This is a genomic window from Pseudomonas sp. NPDC012596 (genome assembly GCF_042902325.1).
In the GTDB taxonomy this organism is placed as follows: Bacteria; Pseudomonadota; Gammaproteobacteria; order Pseudomonadales; family Pseudomonadaceae; genus Aquipseudomonas.
This window is the reverse complement of record NZ_JBIBEB010000013.1, coordinates 39,152-57,499: the sequence shown is the minus strand read 5'-3', so window position 1 is coordinate 57,499 and position 18,348 is coordinate 39,152. Positions and strand designations below refer to the sequence as shown.

Here is an 18,348-nt window from a genome sequence, read left to right as displayed (position 1 = left end):
TCGCGGAGCCCCCCAGTTTCTGGCTTTCACGGCCATCCTCCCTGCGTCCTCGTGACGCCGTCCCCGAGAGTACCCGCTAATGGAATGGCTAGCTGACCCCACGGCCTGGCTGGGCCTGTTGACGCTTATCGTCCTCGAGCTGGTGCTGGGTATCGACAACCTGGTGTTCATCGCCATTCTGGCCGACAAGCTGCCGCCGCATCAGCGCGACCGCGCGCGGGTGATCGGCTTGAGCCTGGCCCTGATCATGCGGTTGGGCCTGCTGGCCAGCATCTCGTGGATGGTCACCCTGACCGCGCCGCTGATCGATGTGTTTGGCAAGAGCTTCTCGGGCCGTGACCTGATCATGCTGTTCGGTGGTGTGTTCCTGCTGTTCAAGGCCACCATGGAGCTGCACGAACGCCTCGAAGGCCATGTCACGCAAGCCAGTGGTACGCTGCGCCATGCCGCCTTCTGGCCGATCGTGGCGCAGATCGTCGTGCTTGACGCGGTGTTCTCGCTGGATGCGGTAATTACCGCCGTGGGCATGGTCGAAGAGTTGTCGATCATGATGATCGCGGTGGTCTTCTCGATCGGCATCATGATTGTCGCCAGCAAGCCGCTGACCCGCTTCGTCAACGCCCACCCGACGGTGATCATGCTGTGTCTGGGCTTCCTGATGATGATTGGTTTCAGCCTGACTGCCGAAGGCCTGGGCTTCCATATCCCGAAAGGTTACCTGTACGCGGCCATCGGCTTCTCGATCCTTATCGAGCTGTTCAACCAGCTGGCCCGTGCCCGCCGCAAGCGTAGCCTGCAGCAGCACCGGCCCTTGCGTGAGCGCACTGCGCATGCCGTGCTGCGCCTGTTGGGCGGGCGCAGGGTGGAGGCGGACGAAGTGGGTGAAGAGATCGCCGACCTGGTCGAGGGCGGTGAAGAGCATGTGTTGTTCGACCGCCGCGAGCGAGTGATGATCAGTGGTGTGCTCAACCTGGCCGAGCGGCCGATCCGCACGGTGATGACCGCCCGCGCCGAAGTCGATGTCCTCGACCTGGCGCAGCCTGCAGCTGCCATTACCGAGGCCTTGGCCAACTCGCCTTACTCGCGCCTGCCGCTGATTCGCGAGGGTCGTATCGATGAGCCGCTGGGCTTCGTGCACAAGAAGGAGCTGCTCAAGGAGTTTTTGTCAGGCAATCAGCCAGACCTTGAGCGCATGGCCCGGGCACCGTTGAACCTGCTGGAAAGCTTCAGCATCCTCAACGCATTGGAGCAGATGCGCAGCCAGTCGACGCACATCGCCTTCGTGGTCAACGAATTCGGTGACTTTACCGGCCTGCTGACCATGACCGACATCCTTGAGTCGATCGCGGGTGAGCTGCCGGATGCCAGTGAGGTGGAAGGCCCCGGCATCGTCGAGGAGGCCGACGGCTTCGTCGTCAGCGGTGCATTGAACCTCAGCCAGGTGCAGGCGCGGACCGGTTTCAGCGCCCGCGCCACCGAGGATTACCAGACCCTCGCCGGCCTGGTAATGAGCCTGCTGGACCGCCTGCCAGTGGTCGGCGACCACCTGGCCTGGAACGGCTGGAGCATGACCGTGGTGGCGGTGGAGGAGCGGCGGGTGCGCCAGGTGCGCCTCAAACCGAACGCCGACGCTGGCGCATCAAATGCTTGAAGCCCTCTAGCACCAGCACCAGGACCGCGGCCCAGATCGGCAGGTAAGTCAGCCACTGATCCGGGCCGATGCTCTCGCCCAGCAGCAGCGCCACGCCCACCAGCAGCACCGGCTCGACGTAGCTGAGCAGGCCGAACAGGCTGAACGGCAACAGGCGGCTGGCCAGCACGTAGGCGATCAGGGCCGAGGCACTGATCGCCCCAAGCAGGGGGATCAGGCCGTACAGGCCTGGGTGGCCCAGCAAGTCTGCTGTCGACAGCGGCCCCTGGATCACGAAGTACAACGCCCACGGCAGCAACAGGCACATGTCGCACCACAGGCCACCCAGGTGGTCGGTGCGGCAGCGCCGACGCAGAACGAAGTAGATCGGGTAACCGATCATCACCAGCATGGTCTCCCAGGCAAAGCTGCCGTTTTGGTACAGCTCATGGCCAACCCCCAGCGCCGCGCAGCCCACCGCTACTTTTTGCAGGCGAGACAGGCGTTCGCCATAGACCAGCCGGCCGGTCAGTACCATCGCCAGCGGCAGCAGAAAGTAGCCCATCGACACCTCAAGGCTGCGCCCATGCAGTGGCGCCCAAAGAAACAGCCACAGCTGCACGCCCATCAACCACGAGGTGCCGACCATGCCCAGCAACAATACGGGCGTCTGGCGCACGCGTGCGAGCAGGTCGCCGACCCGCGTCCAGTCTTTGCTCACCAGCATGAACAGCGTCAGGCAAGGCAGGGTCAACAATGTGCGCCAGCCGAAGATTTCTTCGCCATCAAGCGGTGCGAGCAGGGAGGTATAGAAGTACATCACGGCGAACAGGCAGGATGCCGTGACCGAACAGAGAATGCCTTTTGACACGAATGCCTCGAATTGGGGGGTAAGCGGCTGGATCAGCCGCGCATGATCTCAGGGGGCGCGTCCTGCGGCAACCGCGCAACGCCTGGACGGGTGGCCAGCGCCTGGAGAAATTCGGCCGCCGGCATCGGGCGGGCGAACAGATACCCCTGCTGATAGTCCACATCGTGCCTGGCAAGGTAGTCACGCTGAGTTTCGGTTTCCACGCCTTCGGCAACAATGCCCAGGCCCAGTTTGCCGGACAGTTCGATGACGCTGTCGAGGATGTGTTGCGACAGCGCGTCACTGCCGATCATCGCTACGAAGCTCTGGTCTATCTTCAGGTAATCGACTTTGAACTGACGCAGGTAATTGAGGCTGGACTGGCCCGTGCCGAAGTCGTCCAGGGCAATCATCACGCCCATTTCATGCAGCTTCTCGAACAGCTCCAGTGTAGCGGGGGTCGCTTCGATCAGCTTGCGTTCGGTCAGCTCCAGGGTAAGTCGCACCCGGCCGGGCGGGAAGTGCTGAAGGAAGGTCTGGCAATCGTTGATGAGCGCCAGGTCGCGGCAATGGTCGGCGGTGATGTTGACGCCGATATGGAAGCCGTCCTCCAGCAAGGCCGCATAAGGCGCCAGGCTTTGTGCTGTATGCAACATCAGTGCGCGGGTCATCTCGACGATCTGGCCACTGTGCTCGGCGTAGGGGATGAACAGGTCGGGGCGTACCAGGCCCTCATGCGGGTGGTTCCAGCGCATCAGCACTTCGGCACCGGCCCAGCGGTAATCACCCTTGCGCACCACGGGCTGGAAGTACGGCAGGAACTCGTCAGCCTCCAAGGCGCGGCGCAATTCGGCGCGCGGGGAGTTGGCGCGGCGGATTTGCCAGCGGCACACCACGCCGGCCGCCACCCCGAGCAACAGCAGCAGGCTAAGCAGGGCCGGGTAGTGGTTACGCAGCAGTTCGCCGGGTTTGGCGGCGGTAAAACCGCCGTGCACGCTGAACGGGTAGCGGGTCGAACCCAAGGTAATGTCGGCGACAGGGTACGCCGGTGGCTGGCCGTGATGTACAACCCCGTCACTGCCCATCCAGGCATTGCCAACGCGCAATTGCAGGTCTTCATCGGGGGCGATCAACCGAAGTGCGGTTACCAGGTGGTCGCCATCGGCGGTGCTGATGGCACCGCGGTCGCCACTGCTGGTGCGGTAAACCAGCAGCGCGTGGCCAGGTGTGACCGAGTTGCCGTCCATCAGCCACAGCGTGCCATCGGTGTAGTCGCTGGCGTCGACCGGTTCATCGAATTCGCCGAACAAAGAGGTGCAATACAGGGTGTCGTGCTGGAACAGGTTGGTCGAGCGCACGAACGCATTGCGCGTGACCTCGCCACGCAGGGCCAGTTGGGCCTCCTCGCACGGCCTGCCGGCCAACGGCAGCAGGGCCTGAGCAGCCTGGGCGAGGTTGTCGAGGATGCGCTCCACCTGCTCCACCACTTGGCGTGTGGTGGCCTGGCTGCTGGCGCGAAGTTCCCGCTCGATTTGCCAGTTCATCACCACCAGGCCGAACACCAGCGGCACTGCGCCAATGGCCCAGGGGAGGAGGGCGCGCCAACTCCAGCGGGCGGAACGTTTAACCGAGAGGGGCATGCTAGCCTGATCTTCATGTAGGAGAATGTGCAGAGGATAGCCGCTTGTCGGAGCCCGTGGCCAAGTAATACGCGACAAAGGAATTTACGCACTGTAGAATCCGTTTACGAATACAACAATAAGGTCCTTCGTTGTCGAAGGGTCAACTCGACCGAGAATGGGTCCATATGGCAGACAATGGGTTCAAGCTGATCATGGGTGGGTTCCTCGCCCGCAGTGTGCGCGGTATTCCGTGCGCCCCGCCTTTTGTGTTCAACATCCTGAGCATTCAATAATTTCCGCTGCAGATGAGGACACGAACATGGCTGATATCTTTGAGAACCCAATGGGCCTGATGGGCTTCGAATTCATTGAACTTGCTTCGCCGACGCCTGGCGTACTGGAACCGGTCTTCCAAATTCTCGGTTTCACCAAGGTGGCCACCCACCGTTCCAAGGATGTGCACCTGTACCGACAGGGTGGCATCAACCTGATCCTCAACAACGAACCGAAAAGCATCGCTTCCTACTTCGCCGCCGAGCATGGCCCGTCGGTGTGTGGCATGGCCTTCCGCGTGCGCAATGCCCATGAAGCCTATGCCCGCGCCCTGGAACTGGGTGCCCAGCCTGTCGAAATCGAAACAGGCCCGATGGAATTGCGCCTGCCAGCGATCAAGGGTATCGGTGGTGCGCCGTTGTATCTGATCGACCGTTTCGAAGAAGGCAGCTCGATTTACGACATCGATTTCAATTTCATCGAGGGCGTCGATCGCAACCCGGTGGGCGCAGGCCTGAAGATCATCGACCACCTGACGCACAACGTTTATCGCGGGCGTATGGCCTATTGGGCCGGCTTCTACGAGAAGCTGTTCAACTTCCGCGAGATTCGCTACTTCGACATCAAGGGCGAGTACACCGGCCTGACCTCCAAGGCCATGACCGCGCCGGACGGCATGATCCGCATTCCGCTCAACGAGGAGTCGTCCAAAGGGGCGGGGCAGATCGAAGAGTTCCTGATGCAGTTCAACGGCGAGGGCATTCAGCACGTAGCCTTCCTTACCGACGACCTGCTCAAGACCTGGGATGCGCTCAAGGGTTACGGCATGCGCTTCATGACCGCGCCGCCGCAGACCTATTACGAAATGCTCGAAGAGCGCCTGCCGGGCCATGGCGAGCCTGTTGACCAGCTCCAGGCGCGTGGCATTCTGCTCGACGGCGCTTCCGAGCAGGGCGACAAGCGCCTGCTGCTGCAGATCTTCTCGGAAACCCTGCTCGGGCCGGTGTTCTTCGAGTTCATTCAGCGCAAGGGTGACGATGGCTTTGGTGAAGGTAACTTCAAGGCGCTGTTCGAGTCGATCGAGCGCGACCAGGTACGCCGCGGTGTACTTAACGCCGAATGAGTGAAGCGTACCGCCGTCACGCGTTGTCGGCGGCGGTACGCCCACGGCTTCTGCGCTGCCTGAACACACTCCAATAGAAGATCGAGCCGGTGATGATGCCGACCAGCGCAAGTGACGGAAGCACCTGCGTCAACGCTTGGCGCCGATCGTTGGCTGCAAAACCTTCGGGGTAGCCGACTTTCACGGTGTAGCCAAATTTCGTCGAATGCTCTGTAGTGAAGAACTCTGATTGAGAAGGGCGTACAGCGTCGCGGCTGTCACCGTCAGCCCATATGTATGTATCACCAAATTCCAGCAGCAATACCACGCCCGTTTGAAATGCACGCAGCTCGTTGCGTAGCTCCATGCCATAGGTTGAGGCGATCACGCTCAGATTTCCTTGACGCAGTTGATAGGCGACAAGTACTGCGTTGGGTGTGGCGGGTGAATCGAAGATCAGTTGTACCGGTGATTCCAGGGCGGCATACAGCAAGTCGTTTTCGTGGGGCGGTACCAACGTGTCGCAATAGGTCCGACCATCGGCAACCAACGCCAACGCACGCAGATACTGAACGTCTTGTATCTGCTTGAGCAGATGCTCCTTTGCTGTTTCGCAAGGGCTGCCGGCATACGGGATTGCTGCTGTCGCCGCTTCATGTAATCGGTTTATAGCCAAATCAACGGAGAAAATGGCTTCCTTGGCCGAAACACGCGCGGTTTCACTGAGTTTGCTGTCCTGGTGGTAGTGCATCACCATCAGGCCTGAAGCGATGGGTATGGAACTGATCGCCAACGTGAGCACCAGGTCCATCACCCCGCGACCAATAACCTTGAATTTTGACATAGGCCTGCAGCCCTCCTGATTCAAGTTGTCCGAGCTGGACAGTTGAACGAAGAGCCTATGGAGTCGGGGATGCCCTTACTGTAATCCGCAGCCGCGTTTGCCTGACGATTTACGCAGTCGGCGTGTCAGACCGATAACTTTTCGAGTGCCTCGACAACTTTTTCGGCCAGCAACTGGGTTGAGGCCGGGTTCTGTCCTGTCAGCACGCGGTCGTCGCACATCACGAAAGGTTTCCAGGGCTCATCATGCTTTATGTAGTTGCCGCCTCGCGCACCCAGTTCGTTTTCAGTCAGGAATGGCACTGCACCTTCAAGCTCCGCAAGTTTTTCTTCAGTGTTCGAAAAACCTGTGACCTGGCGATCCTTGAGCAATAACCTGTTATCGCTGAGCTTGATGTTAAGCAGGCCGACCACCCCATGACACACGGCGGCGACAACTCCGTTTTTTTCGTAGATCTTGCGTGCCAACTCTTGCAGCGGCTGGTTATCAGGGAAGTCCCACATGACCCCATGGCCACCCGTGTAATAAATGGCACAGTATTCGTCGGCCTTGACCTGGCCGGGGCTCAACGAAGTGCCCAGCCGGTTCATGAATGCTTTGTCGTCGTAATAGTGCCAATCCAGTTCTGGCGCCATCTGCAGGCTATGCGGATCAATTGGCACGTAACCCCCACCGGGGCTGACATAGTCCACGGTATAGCCGGCTTTTTGTACGGTATCGACAAAATGCACCGCCTCGCCAAGCCATAAACCCGTGGCTCGGTTCAGGCTCGGGTACTTGGCGGTATTGGTCAGCACAACCAGAATCTTCTTGCTCATCACTACACTCCTGTCTGTAGTCAAACGGGGAAGTCAGTCCATGGAGCAGGGAAACCTGAACAGCATAGCTGCCGCTCAGGGATATGCACTTGACTGGTGGCATTGTGCTACTTTTGTTGGGCTGCCATCATGTGCTGTCCTTCAGCGTGCGGCTGGATAGCGACGGTGTTCACACGGCCGCTATTGCAGTAGCGAACACGGCAGCAGATGATGCAGCAACCCTATTTCCCCTAGAGCACAGGCGGATCACTCCATTGAGCGCTAACGGTCCTTCGCACAAACCTTCGCCCCGTGGCGTGCAGCTGTCCTCGGGCGCAAAGCCGGCCGCAGGCATGGGTGACAGGATCGCGCATTTCGACTGGCGGCAGACCGGGCTTGGCCAGTTGCCGCACTGGCAGGCGTCGTTGCGCATTGCTGTGGACATGATGCTGCTTTCGCCGTTTCCCAGTGCTGTTGTCTGGGGGCCGAACTTGATCGTCATCCACAATGACGCCTATGTGGCATTGCTCGAGAATCTTGAGCATGGGTTGGGCAGAAGCTTCGATACGTTGTGGCAGGCGGCCTGGAGTGATGTGGGCCCATGGGTATTCAAGGCACTCGAGGGGCGCTCCAGCTTTGTCGAAGATCAACCACTATGGATCGAGTGCGCGAAGAGTGGTGTCAAGGCGTGGTATGCGTTCAGTTATACGCCCATTCGTGACGAGCAACACGAGGTGGTGGGGTTTCTGCATACAGTGATCGAAACCACCGCCAGCGTGGATCTGCATCATAAATGGCGCGAGCAGGCGCAGACCTTCGAGCGCCAGATCAAGCGCTACATGGATGATCGCGAGTACATGTGGCAGCTGTCGCGCGACGCGATGATCATTGTCACCCGCGACCTCAAGCTGCAGTCTGCCAACCCGGCCTGGCACCGTATCCTGGGCTGGAGCGAGGAACAGGTAAAGGATTTGCCGATCCTGCAACTGATCCACCCGGCAGACCGGGCCGAGTTGCAAGTGTCTGTGATGGATTTCGTCCGCCAGCGCGGCGCCGAACAGCTCGAAACACGCATGCGCCATGCGGATGGCCACTACCGCTGGTTCCGTTGGAATGCCAGCTTTGATGGTCATGTGCTGACGGCCGTGGGGCGTGACATCAGCGAGGATCGCGAAGAGGCGATGCGTCAGTCGAAAGCCTTGTTGCGAAACAGCCAGCGGTTGGAGGCTGTCGGCCATCTTGCCGGCGGCATGGCACATGAGATGAACAACCTGCTGTCGGGGATTGGCGGTAGCCTTGAGTTGTTGCAGCGACGCCTGAGCCAAGGGCGCATGGAGCGCATCGACAGTTATGTGGACCTGGCCCGCGATTCGGTGCAGCGCGCCATGAGCCTGACGCATCGGCTGTTGGCGTTTTCCCGGCAACAGCCCCTGGCCCCCAAGCCGCTGAACATGAACAGCCAGCTTGCGGACATGGAGCCATTGTTGCGTCAGGTGCTCGGTGCGGAAATCCGCTTGAACTGGGAAATGGATGTAGAGCCGTGGGCCGTCTTGCTGGATGTCGGCCAGCTGGAGAACAGCCTGGTCAATCTTTGCGCCAATGCGTACGAAGCCTGCCTGGGGCAGGGCAATGTGACGATACGCACGATCAACACACGCCTGGCCTCTGCGTTCCCTGATGAGCTCGGGCTGCCGCCGGGAGATTATGTTGCCCTGCAGGTCATGGACGATGGGCATGGCATGCCGGCCGATGACTTGGCCAAGGCCTTCGAGCCGTTCTTCACCACCAAATCCACCGGGCGCGGCTCCGGGCTGGGGTTGCCCATGGTCCATGGGTTTGTCGGCCAGTCGGGTGGTTACATCTGGCTGGAATCGGTGCCGGACCACGGGACCAAGGCCTGCATGCTGTTCCCTCGTTGCCATGAGGCGATAGCAGAGCCGCCCATGCCGCCTGTGCCGCAAGTTTCGCCGGCCAAGGGGCAGCGCGTGCTGCTGGTCGATGACGAGCACAACCTGCGTTTGCTGATGCGGGAATACCTTCGCGAACGTGGTTTTGTGGTGTGTGATGTAACGGATGCCAATGCTGCGCTGGGGCGGTACAGGCACGATGGGCCTTTCGACCTGGTGATCACCGACATCGGCTTGCCGGGTGGCTTCAGTGGGCGCCAAGTGGCCAGAGCGGTGCGCATGATCAACCCTGAACAGAAGATTCTTTTCATCACTGGCTACATTGATCACCCGCTGGAGCCGCAATTGCTGGAAGTCCCGGGTACAGCGTTGCTGCTCAAACCATTCGAACTGGCCACCCTGGGCAATCAGGCGCTGCTCATGCTGGCCGATTGACGGGGCTGGCCTCGCCAATCATCTGTGCCACCTGGGCCTGTAACTGCTTGAGCTCGAACGGTTTGCAGATCAATTGCATGCCTGGGCCAAGAAACCCCTCCCGCGCCATTGCCGTCTCGGCGTAACCGGTGATGAACAGCACCGGCAGTTGCGGGCGCAAGGTGCGGGCAATTTCTGCCAGTTGGCGGCCGTTCATGCCGGGCAGCCCTACGTCGCTGATCAGCAGGTCGATCGACTGGGATGAGCGCAGCACCTGCAAAGCTTCGCTGGCATTGCAGGCACTGCGGCACGGGTAGCCGTGCTCCTGCAGGGCCTGACACAACAGCTGGCGAACATGCGGGTCGTCCTCAACCAGCAATACATCGCAGCCGTTACCCGTCGGGAGCGGCTTGGCAGGCTTGTGCGCCTGCGCCTGGTCGATGTGACGTGGCAGGTACAGGTCCACGCGAGTGCCCTGGCCTATCTGGCTGTGCAGCTCCACATGGCCTTGCGACTGTTTGCTGAAGCCGTACACCATCGACAGGCCCAGGCCGATGCCCTGGCCGACCGGCTTGGTGCTGAAGAACGGCTCGAAGGCATGTTCCAGGGTACTTTGCGACATGCCCTGGCCTTCATCGATGATACTCAGGCACGCATAGTCACCGTTTGCCAGGCCGCCGTCGGCGAACTGCTTCGTCGCCACCTTGCAATTACTCGCCACGATGCGCAGCACGCCGCCACTGGGCATGGCTTCACGGGCATTGAGCAACAGGTTGTCGAGTGCTTCCTGCAATTGCCCATCGTCGGCCTGCACGGGCCAGAGGTCGGCAGGTAGACGCACATCCAGAACAACGTTTTGCTCAAACGGGGCTTGGAGCCGCTGCTGTTGCAACATGGCATGCAAATCGATGCGCTGGCTGTGCAGTGATTGCCTTGAAGAAAACGCCAGCAGGCGATGGGTCAGCCGCGCAGCGCGAGAAACGGCTTCCTGGCCCATGCGCAGGATGCCCTCAACGCCCTTGGTACTGCCTTGTTTCAGGCGGCGGTCGATCAGTTCGAAGCTGCCACCGATACTCGTGAGCAAATTGTTGAAATCGTGAGCGACGCCGCCGGCGAGTTGGCCAATCGCCTCCATTTTGCGGGTCTGGTGCAGGGCCAGTTCGGCGCTCTGTTGCACCTGGCTGCGGGCATCCAGGCGCTGCTGCAGGTCGAGCAATTTGTCGCGTGCCTGATACTGGCGACGACGGTGGCGCAACGCGAGCTTGATCAGCTCCAGCAGCTGTTCTTCTTCGAATGGAATGGTCAACAGCGTCAGGTTGCCCAGCGGATGGTCGTTAGGTGTCGTGGCAGGGGAGGCTTGAGCGCTATGGGTAAGCAGCACGATGGGCAAATCCGACCACGGGGGCTGCTCATCGATAAAGCCCTGCAGTAAATCGCGCTGGCTGCCGTTGAGCGCATTCTCGGCAATGATGGCCAGCGCTGCACCTTCGCCAAGGCCGTCTCGCAAGCTGCCGATATCACGCGAGCACAGGCAATCGATCCCGGCGCTCGCCAAAAACGTCGAGGTGTCCGTGGCGAGTTGCGTGGGTGCCAGGATAAGGGCACGTTCGTCCAGCGACAGCGAGCTGGCCAATGCGATTCTCCTTGAAGGCACTGCCATGCTTGGCCATGCCGTGGGTGGTCCGATACCCTCTGGACCACAGCCCTTCCCCCAGGGTTCAAAGCATCTACAACCCTTGCTGCAAGATAGGGTCGTCCGGGTTTTGCCGTTCGAGTTCAGCCAGCAATACCTGAACGTTCTGCAACTGCCCGGTTTCTTTCCAGTACTGGATCAGCAGCACCCGTGCCCGGCGGTTGGCCGGTTGCCGGCTGAGCAAGGTTTCGAGCTGCTTCTGTGCTGCATCGGACTGCTCCAGATCATGCAGGGTTACCGCCAGCGTGTAGCGATAATCGGCGTTGTCCGGCTCCAGTTCGACCGCGCGTGACAGGGCGAGCAGGGCGTATTCACGCTGGTCGTGACGGATCAACCAGAGGCCCAGCTCGTGCTGCAGGAAGGCCGAGTCAGGCCGCAGTGCCAAAGCCTTGGCCAGCACCTGTCTGGACTGGTCATGATGGCCCTGGCGCTCCAGCAGGCGCACCTGCGTCGCCAGGGCATCGGGGCTTTCCGGGGCCAGGGCGAGGCTGCGCTGCAGGGCGGCTGCGGCCTGAGTGTATTCATTTTCATGCAAGTACAGGCGCGCCAGGTGAACCTGGGCTTCGGCGTCGTCAGGCTTTTGCTGCAGCGCCTGTTGATACTGCTCCAATGCAGCTTGCAGCGGGCCGAAATACAGGCCGATGGCGTCCGGGTCGAGGCCGAGCAAGGCATCGACAGCGGCAAACCGCACGCTTTGCTCGTCATCGTCCAGCAGCGGCCCCAGCACCAGGCTGCGCTGGGCAGCGGGTAGCAGGCGGCGGATGCTGGCGATCGCGGCGCGACGCACCAGTGGTTCATCGTTTTCCAGGTCTACCTGGGCCAGTTTCAGCGCTTGCGGCGACGGGTAGTTGGGCAGCTCTGCGTACAGGGCGGCGCGGCGGATCGGCGCCAGGTCGTGGCGTTGCAGCTGCTGGTAAAGCACCCGGGCAGCACCCGGCTGGCCGTCGTGGGCTTGGCGCAGTGCCTTGACGTAGCTGTGCGGCGGCAGTGCCGCGGGCGCCGAGGGGGGCTCACGGCGCAGGTACGCGATACCGACCGATACCAGGATCAGCAGCAACACAGCGATCAGGTAATGGTGACGTCTGGGCATCGGGCGGTCCAAAGCGGGGGAAGCAAGAGCTTGGGGCAGAATGCCCTGGGGTGCAAGCCGCATAAAAAAGCCCCGCGGGCCGAGGCCAGCGGGGCAAACGGTTGGGGGAGGAGCCAACCAAAGGAGTCGTTGAAACGGGACGAGTCAGCGTGCGCTGGCGACTGTCTCCGGCTGCCAGCCACCGCCAAGTGCCTTGTAGATCGAGACAATGCCGCGGTACAGGTCAACTTCGCCCTGCGCCTGGGCGTCCTCGGCACTCAGCCGTTCACGTTCGGCGTCCAGTAGCACCAGGTAGTCCACGGTGCCTTCGCGATAGCGTACCGAAGCCAGCTCTGCCGCCTTGCGGCTGGCATCGCTCTGGCGCATCAGCGACAACAGCCGCTGCTGGGTCTTGTCATAGTCGCTGAAGGCATTGGCCGATTCCTCCAGGGCCAGCAACACCTGCTGCTCATAATTGGCCAGGGCGCCTTCGGCGTCGGCTTTGGCGCCGCGCAGGCGGGCCCGCACGCTGCCCAGGTCGAACGCTGCCCAGGTAATGCTGGGGCCCAGCGCCCAGGCGTTGGCCGCCGAGGAGCCGATCTGTGAGCCGCGCGCGGCGGTGAAACCCAGGAAGCCGCTGAGGCTCACCCGCGGGAACAGGTCGGCCGTGGCTACGCCAACGTTGGCAGTGGCTGCGGCCAGCTGCCGTTCGGCACTGCGGATGTCCGGGCGGCGGCGCAGCAGCTCACCCGGGTCGCCCACCGGCAGCGCCTTGGCGATTGCCGGCAAGGCCTTGGGCGAGAGGTCCACGGTCAGGGCGTCCGGGCGCTGGCCGAGCAGGGTGGCGATGCGATGTCGCGCCCGTGCCTGTACCGCCTGCAGCTGCGGCACGGTGGCTTCGACCCCGGCCAGCCGCGCATCGGCACGCACCACATCGAGCTCGTTGCCGACCCCGGCATCGCGCAGGGTCACGGTGATGGTGCGTGACTCCTGCTGGGTTTTGAGGTTGGCTACCGCGATGTTTTCGCGCAATTGCGCGCCACGCAGCTGGCCGTAGGCATCGACCAGCTCGGCGATCAGGCTGACCTGCAGCTGGTGCAGGTCAGCCTGGGCGGCGTCGGCCTGGGCATCGCTGGCTTCGATCTGGCGCTGGATGCGGCCGAACAGGTCGAGTTCCCAGGCCATGTCCAGGCCCAGGTCGTAACGCTCGCTGTTGACCCGCTGCTCGGTCTCGCCGGGCACCTGGCCCTTGCCGACTTCACTGCTGGCGCGGCTGGTGACCACCGGCAACTGGTCGTTGGCGGCATCGTCGCGAATCGCCCGTGCCGACTTGAGCCGGGCAAAGGCCACGCGCAGGTCACGGTTGCCGTCCAGCGACGCCTGCACCAGCTGGTTCAGAACCGGGTCGTCGAACTGCTTCCACCACACGCTCTCGAAGCGGCTACGGTCGAAGGCCTTGGCCTGCACGGTGCTGTCCAGATGTGCAGGTTCAGTGGCCGGCGCCTGGTAATCCGGGCCTACCGCACAGGCTGCCAGGGCCAATGCCAGCAAGCTCGGGGTCAGGGGTTTGAGCAGGTTCATGCGTGGCTCTCCAGCGATTGAACGCGTTCGGCCTTGCGGGCCTGGCGACGCTCGACGAAACGGCGGATCAGGAAGAAGAACACCGGGGTCAGGAACAGCCCGAACACGGTCACGCCGATCATCCCCGAGAACACCGCGACACCCATGGCATGGCGCATTTCCGAGCCGGCACCGGAGGAGAACACCAGCGGCACCACGCCCATGATGAAGGCGATCGAGGTCATCAGGATCGGCCGCAGACGCAGGCGGCAGGCTTCCAGTACTGCGGCCAGCGGGTCGAGGCCCTTGGCTTGCTCGTCCTTGGCGAACTCGACGATCAGGATCGCGTTCTTGCACGCCAGGCCCACCAGTACGATCAAACCGATCTGGGTGAAGATGTTGTTGTCGCCACCCGAGACGATCACCCCGGTAATCGCCGACAGCAGAGTCATCGGCACGATCAGAATCACCGCCAGCGGCAGGCTCCAGCTTTCGTACTGGGCCGCCAGCACCAGGAACGCCAGCAGTACGCACAGCGGGAACACCAGCAGCGCGGTATTGCCGGAGAGGATCTGCTGGTAGGTCAGGTCGGTCCACTCGAAGGTCATACCGTTGGGCAGTTCCTCTTTCAGCAGCTTCTCGATGGCCGCCTCGGCCTGGCCGGAGCTGTAGCCTGGGGCTGCGGCACCGTTGATTTCCGCGGTAATGAACCCGTTGTAGTGCATCACGCGGTCAGGCCCGGAGGTGTCGCTGACCTTGAGGAAGGTCGCCAGCGGGATCATTTCGCCCAAGTTGTTGCGCACCTTCAGCTGGCCGATCTGCTCGGCATTGAGGCGGAACTGCTGCTCGGCCTGGACATTGACCTGGTAGGTGCGGCCAAAGCGGTTGAAGTCGTTGGTGTACAGCGAGCCCAGGTAGACCTGCAGGGTGTCGAAGATGTCGGTGATCGCCACGCCGTGGGTCTTGGCCTTTTCGCGGTCGATGGCAGCATCGACCTGCGGAACGTTGACCTGGTAGCTGGTGAACAGGCCCGCCAGTTCCGGCACGTTGTGGCTCTTGGCGATGATGTTCTGGGTTTCCTTGTACAGCGCTTCGTAGCCCAGGTTGCCGCGGTCCTCGATCTGCAGGCGGAAGCCGCCAATGGTGCCCAGGCCCTGTACCGGCGGCGGTGGGAAGATCGCGATGTAGGCGTCCTGGATGTCGGCGAATTGGGCATTCAGCGCGGCGGCGATGGCCGCAGCCGACTGGCTTGGGTCCTTGCGCTCATCGAACGGCTTGAGCGGGGTGAACACGATGCCGCTGTTCGGGCTGTTGGTGAAACCGTTGATCGACAGCCCCGGGAAGGCCACCGAGTCGGCAACGCCCGGTTGCTTCAGGGCAATTTCGCTCATGCGCTTGATCACCGCCTCGGTACGGTCGAGGCTGGCGGCATCCGGCAGCTGGGCGAAGGCCACCAGGTACTGTTTGTCCTGGGCCGGCACAAAACCGGTCGGAGTGGACGAGAAGCCCAGGTAGGTCAGGCCCATCAGGCCCGCATAAACGAACAGGGCGATGCCGCTGGAACGGATGACCCGGCGCACGCCACCCACGTAACGGTGGCTCGCACGGTCGAAGAAGCGGTTGAACGGGGCGAACAGCCAGCTGCCCAGCAGTTTGTCGAGGAACCGCGAGAAACGGTCCTTGGGTGCGTGGTGGTCTTTGAGCAGCACCGCAGCCAAGGCCGGCGACAGCGTCAGCGAGTTGAATGCCGAAATCACGGTGGAGATGGCGATGGTCAGCGCGAACTGCTTGTAGAACTGCCCGGTCAAGCCGGAAATGAATGCGGCAGGTACGAACACGGCGCACAGCACCAGCGCCGTGGCGATGATCGGCCCGGTCACTTCGCTCATGGCCTTTTGCGTGGCTTCCAGGGGTTTCAGGCCCAGCCCGATGTTCCGCTCGACGTTCTCCACCACGACAATGGCGTCGTCCACCACGATGCCGATCGCCAGTACCAGCCCGAACAGTGACAGCGCGTTAAGTGAGAAGCCGAACAGGTGCATCACGGCAAAGGTACCGATCAGCGATACCGGCACAGCCAGCAGTGGGATGATCGAGGCGCGCCAGGTCTGCAGGAACAGGATTACCACCAGTACCACCAGTACCAGCGCTTCGAACAGCGTATGCACCACCGCTTCGATGGAACCGCGCACGAAGACGGTCGGGTCATAGACGATGCTGTAGTCCATGCCTTCCGGGAAATCCTTCTTCAGCTCGGCCATTTTTGCCCGCACTTCGTCGGAGATGTCGATGGCGTTGGAGCCTGGGCGCTGGAAGATCGGGATGGCGACGGCCGGCTGATTGTTCAGCAGCGAGCGCAGGGCATATTGGCTGGAGCCGAGCTCGACCCGGGCGATGTCCTTGAGGCGTGTGATTTCGCCATCGGCACCGGCACGGATGATGATGTTCTCGAACTCTTCCTCGTTGACCAGGCGGCCCTGGGTGTTGATCGACAGCTGGAAGCTGGTTGAGCCGGGGGCGGGCGGGGCACCCAACTGGCCGGCCGCTACCTGGCGGTTCTGTTCGCGGATGGCTGCGACCACGTCACTGGCGGTCAGGTTGCGCGAAGCGGTCTTGTTCGGGTCGAGCCACACGCGCAGCGAATAGTCGCCCATGCCGAACAGCTGCACATCGCCCACGCCGCCCAGGCGCGCCAGCTCATCCTTGATGTTGAGAATGGCGTAGTTGGACAGGTAGAGCATGTCGTAGCGTTGGTCCGGCGAGGTCAGGTGCACGACCATGGTCAGGTCCGGCGAGGCCTTGTCGACGGTGATACCGATACGCGTCACTTCTTCCGGCAGCTTGGGTTGGGTGCGGGTGACGCGGTTCTGCACCTGTACCTGGGCGTTGTCCAGGTCGGTGCCCAGGGCGAAGGTGATGGTCAGGGTCAGCTTGCCATCGGCGGTGGACTGCGAGGACATGTACAGCATGTTCTCGACACCGGTGATAGCCTGCTCCAGGGGCGCAGCGACGGTTTCGCCGATCACCTTGGGGTTGGCGCCGGGGAAGTTGGCGCGCACCACCACGGTAGGCGGTACTACTTCCGGGTATTCGCTGATCGGCAACTGGAACAGCGAGATCGAACCTGCGATCAGCAGCACCAGCGATAGCACCGCGGCGAAGATCGGCCGGGTAATGAAGAATTTGGAAAAGTTCATCGGAGTGATCCCTTAACCGCGTGGCGCTTGGGCGCTGGCGACTTTCTCGGTGGAGCCCGCTACCTTCTGCGCCGTGTTGCTGGCCTCGAGCGCCTGGCGTTGCTTGGCGAGGGCGGCGAGGGTCTGTTCGCTGGCCATTGCTGTTTCTTCCGGAGTGACGGGCGAGCCCGGCCGTACCCGCTGCAGGCCCTTGACCACGATGCGGTCGTCCTTGGCCAGGCCGCTGCGCACGATGCGCAGGCCTTCAAGCTTCGGCCCCAGTTCCACGGCGCGGTAGGTGGCTTTGTTGTCCTTGTCCATGACCAGCACGAACTTCTTACCAAGGTCGGTGCCCACGGCTTCGTCGTTGATCAACATGGCGTCGTACTGGGCGCTGCCGACCAGTTTCAGGCGCGCATACAGGCCGGGGGTGAACTGGCCGTCGCGGTTGTCGAACACGGCGCGACCACGGATGGTGCCGGTGCGCGGGTTGACCTGGTTGTCGACGAAGTTCATCTGGCCAAGGTGCGGGCTGCCGGTTTCGTTGGTCAGGCCCAGGTACACCGGGGTGGTCTGGCCGCGCTGGCCTTCGCGCGCCAGCTGGGTGTACTTGAGGTACACGCGCTCGTCGGCGTCGAAGTAGGCATATACCTTGTCGGTCGAGACCACGCTGGTCAGCGGCGTGACATCGGCGCTGACGATGTTGCCGGCGGTGTACTGGGCCCGGCTGACACGGCCGCTGATAGGCGCCGTGACGCGGGTAAAGCTGAGGTTCAGGCGGGCCAGGTCGAGCTGGGCCTGGATCGCATCCACACCGGCGCGGGCTTCGGCGGCGGCGCTGCTGCGCGATTCGGCAAGCTCGGCGGAGATGGCGTTGCTGTCACGCAGACGCTCACCGCGGCGCGCTTCGTTGGCGCTGCGGATGGCCGTGGCCTTGGCTTGTTGCAGCTGGGCTTCGAGGCGGCGCACTTCAGCCTGGAACGGGCGCGGGTCGATCTGGAACAGCAGGTCGCCTTTCTTGACTTGGGCGCCTTCAGTGAAGCCGACAAGGTCGATCTGGCCGGAGACCCGTGGGCGTACTTCAACGGTTTCCGGCGCTTCGAGGCGGCCGGTGAATTCGTCCCACTCGTTGATCGGTTGTTCGATCACCTTGGCAACGGTGACTTTCGGCGCGGCGGGAGCCTGCACGGCGTCTGGGGTTCGACCGCAAGCGCTGAGCACCACCACTGCCAGGGCAGCGAGGGGAAAGCGCGAGGGTTTGAGTGAGTGGTCCATGGAGAACTCCGCCAATGTATTAGTAGTGGGCGGAGTGTGAGTGCCTTGCGCGTGACGCACGAATCGAATGCAGCGAAGGTTATTATCACGCGCAATGATATGTCGGGATATTTCATCGATGGCGGGCATGGTAGGG

12 protein-coding genes are annotated in these 18,348 nt (G+C 62.1%); 3 read left to right on the top strand and 9 right to left on the bottom strand.

Annotation, left to right across the window (positions count from 1 at the left end):
- The first annotated feature begins 79 nt into the window (after positions 1-79).
- On the top strand, positions 80-1,651 hold the full coding sequence (locus tag ACFY68_RS16695; protein ID WP_387529357.1) for a TerC family protein: 1,572 nt from the start codon (positions 80-82) through the stop codon (positions 1,649-1,651).
- Here ACFY68_RS16695 and rarD read toward each other — a convergent pair.
- Positions 1,614-2,501 carry an EamA family transporter RarD gene (rarD, locus tag ACFY68_RS16690; RefSeq protein ID WP_387529354.1) on the bottom strand — a complete coding sequence of 296 codons (888 nt, stop codon included), beginning with the start codon at positions 2,499-2,501 and terminating at the stop codon, positions 1,614-1,616. The genes ACFY68_RS16695 and rarD overlap by 38 nt on opposite strands.
- A 32-nt stretch (positions 2,502-2,533) precedes the next feature.
- The gene (locus ACFY68_RS16685; protein ID WP_387529351.1) at positions 2,534-4,120 is read right to left on the bottom strand and encodes an EAL domain-containing protein; all 1,587 of its coding nucleotides are present in this window, start codon (positions 4,118-4,120) and stop codon (positions 2,534-2,536) included.
- Positions 4,121-4,421: 301 nt separating this feature from the next.
- Between ACFY68_RS16685 and hppD the strand changes: the two genes are divergently transcribed.
- Positions 4,422-5,498: a 4-hydroxyphenylpyruvate dioxygenase gene (gene hppD / locus ACFY68_RS16680; RefSeq protein ID WP_387529348.1), complete on the top strand. Its 1,077-nt coding sequence runs from the start codon at positions 4,422-4,424 to the stop codon at positions 5,496-5,498.
- A gap of 16 nt (positions 5,499-5,514) precedes the next feature.
- Here hppD and ACFY68_RS16675 read toward each other — a convergent pair whose 3' ends face one another.
- Positions 5,515-6,321 (bottom strand): CSS-motif domain-containing protein, encoded by an 807-nt coding sequence (locus ACFY68_RS16675; RefSeq protein ID WP_387529345.1) that lies wholly within the window; start codon positions 6,319-6,321, stop codon positions 5,515-5,517.
- A gap of 125 nt (positions 6,322-6,446) precedes the next feature.
- Positions 6,447-7,139 (bottom strand): type 1 glutamine amidotransferase domain-containing protein, encoded by a 693-nt coding sequence (locus ACFY68_RS16670; protein WP_387529342.1) that lies wholly within the window; start codon positions 7,137-7,139, stop codon positions 6,447-6,449.
- Between the two features lie 332 nt (positions 7,140-7,471).
- Between ACFY68_RS16670 and ACFY68_RS16665 the strand changes: the two genes are divergently transcribed.
- Positions 7,472-9,460 carry an ATP-binding protein gene (locus ACFY68_RS16665; RefSeq protein ID WP_387529338.1) on the top strand — a complete coding sequence of 663 codons (1,989 nt, stop codon included), beginning with the start codon at positions 7,472-7,474 and terminating at the stop codon, positions 9,458-9,460.
- On the opposite strand, the gene ACFY68_RS16660 is transcribed toward ACFY68_RS16665, so the two are convergent.
- The 5 genes from ACFY68_RS16660 to mexE form a co-directional block, all read right to left on the bottom strand.
- Complete coding sequence (locus tag ACFY68_RS16660; protein WP_387529336.1) at positions 9,444-11,072, bottom strand: response regulator; 1,629 nt, start codon at positions 11,070-11,072, stop codon at positions 9,444-9,446. The two genes, ACFY68_RS16665 and ACFY68_RS16660, sit on opposite strands and share 17 nt — an antisense overlap.
- 94 nt (positions 11,073-11,166) lie before the next feature.
- On the bottom strand, positions 11,167-12,222 hold the full coding sequence (locus tag ACFY68_RS16655) for a tetratricopeptide repeat protein (RefSeq protein ID WP_387529334.1): 1,056 nt from the start codon (positions 12,220-12,222) through the stop codon (positions 11,167-11,169).
- Positions 12,223-12,366: 144 nt separating this feature from the next.
- On the bottom strand, positions 12,367-13,782 hold the full coding sequence (locus ACFY68_RS16650) for an efflux transporter outer membrane subunit (protein ID WP_387529331.1): 1,416 nt from the start codon (positions 13,780-13,782) through the stop codon (positions 12,367-12,369).
- On the bottom strand, positions 13,779-16,958 hold the full coding sequence (locus ACFY68_RS16645; RefSeq protein WP_387529328.1) for an efflux RND transporter permease subunit: 3,180 nt from the start codon (positions 16,956-16,958) through the stop codon (positions 13,779-13,781). Before ACFY68_RS16645 ends, ACFY68_RS16650 begins: the two co-directional genes overlap by 4 nt.
- A gap of 12 nt (positions 16,959-16,970) precedes the next feature.
- Positions 16,971-18,212, bottom strand: a complete 1,242-nt coding sequence (mexE, locus tag ACFY68_RS16640) for a multidrug efflux RND transporter periplasmic adaptor subunit MexE (RefSeq protein ID WP_387529325.1) — start codon at positions 18,210-18,212, stop codon at positions 16,971-16,973.
- Positions 18,213-18,348: the final 136 nt, after the last annotated feature.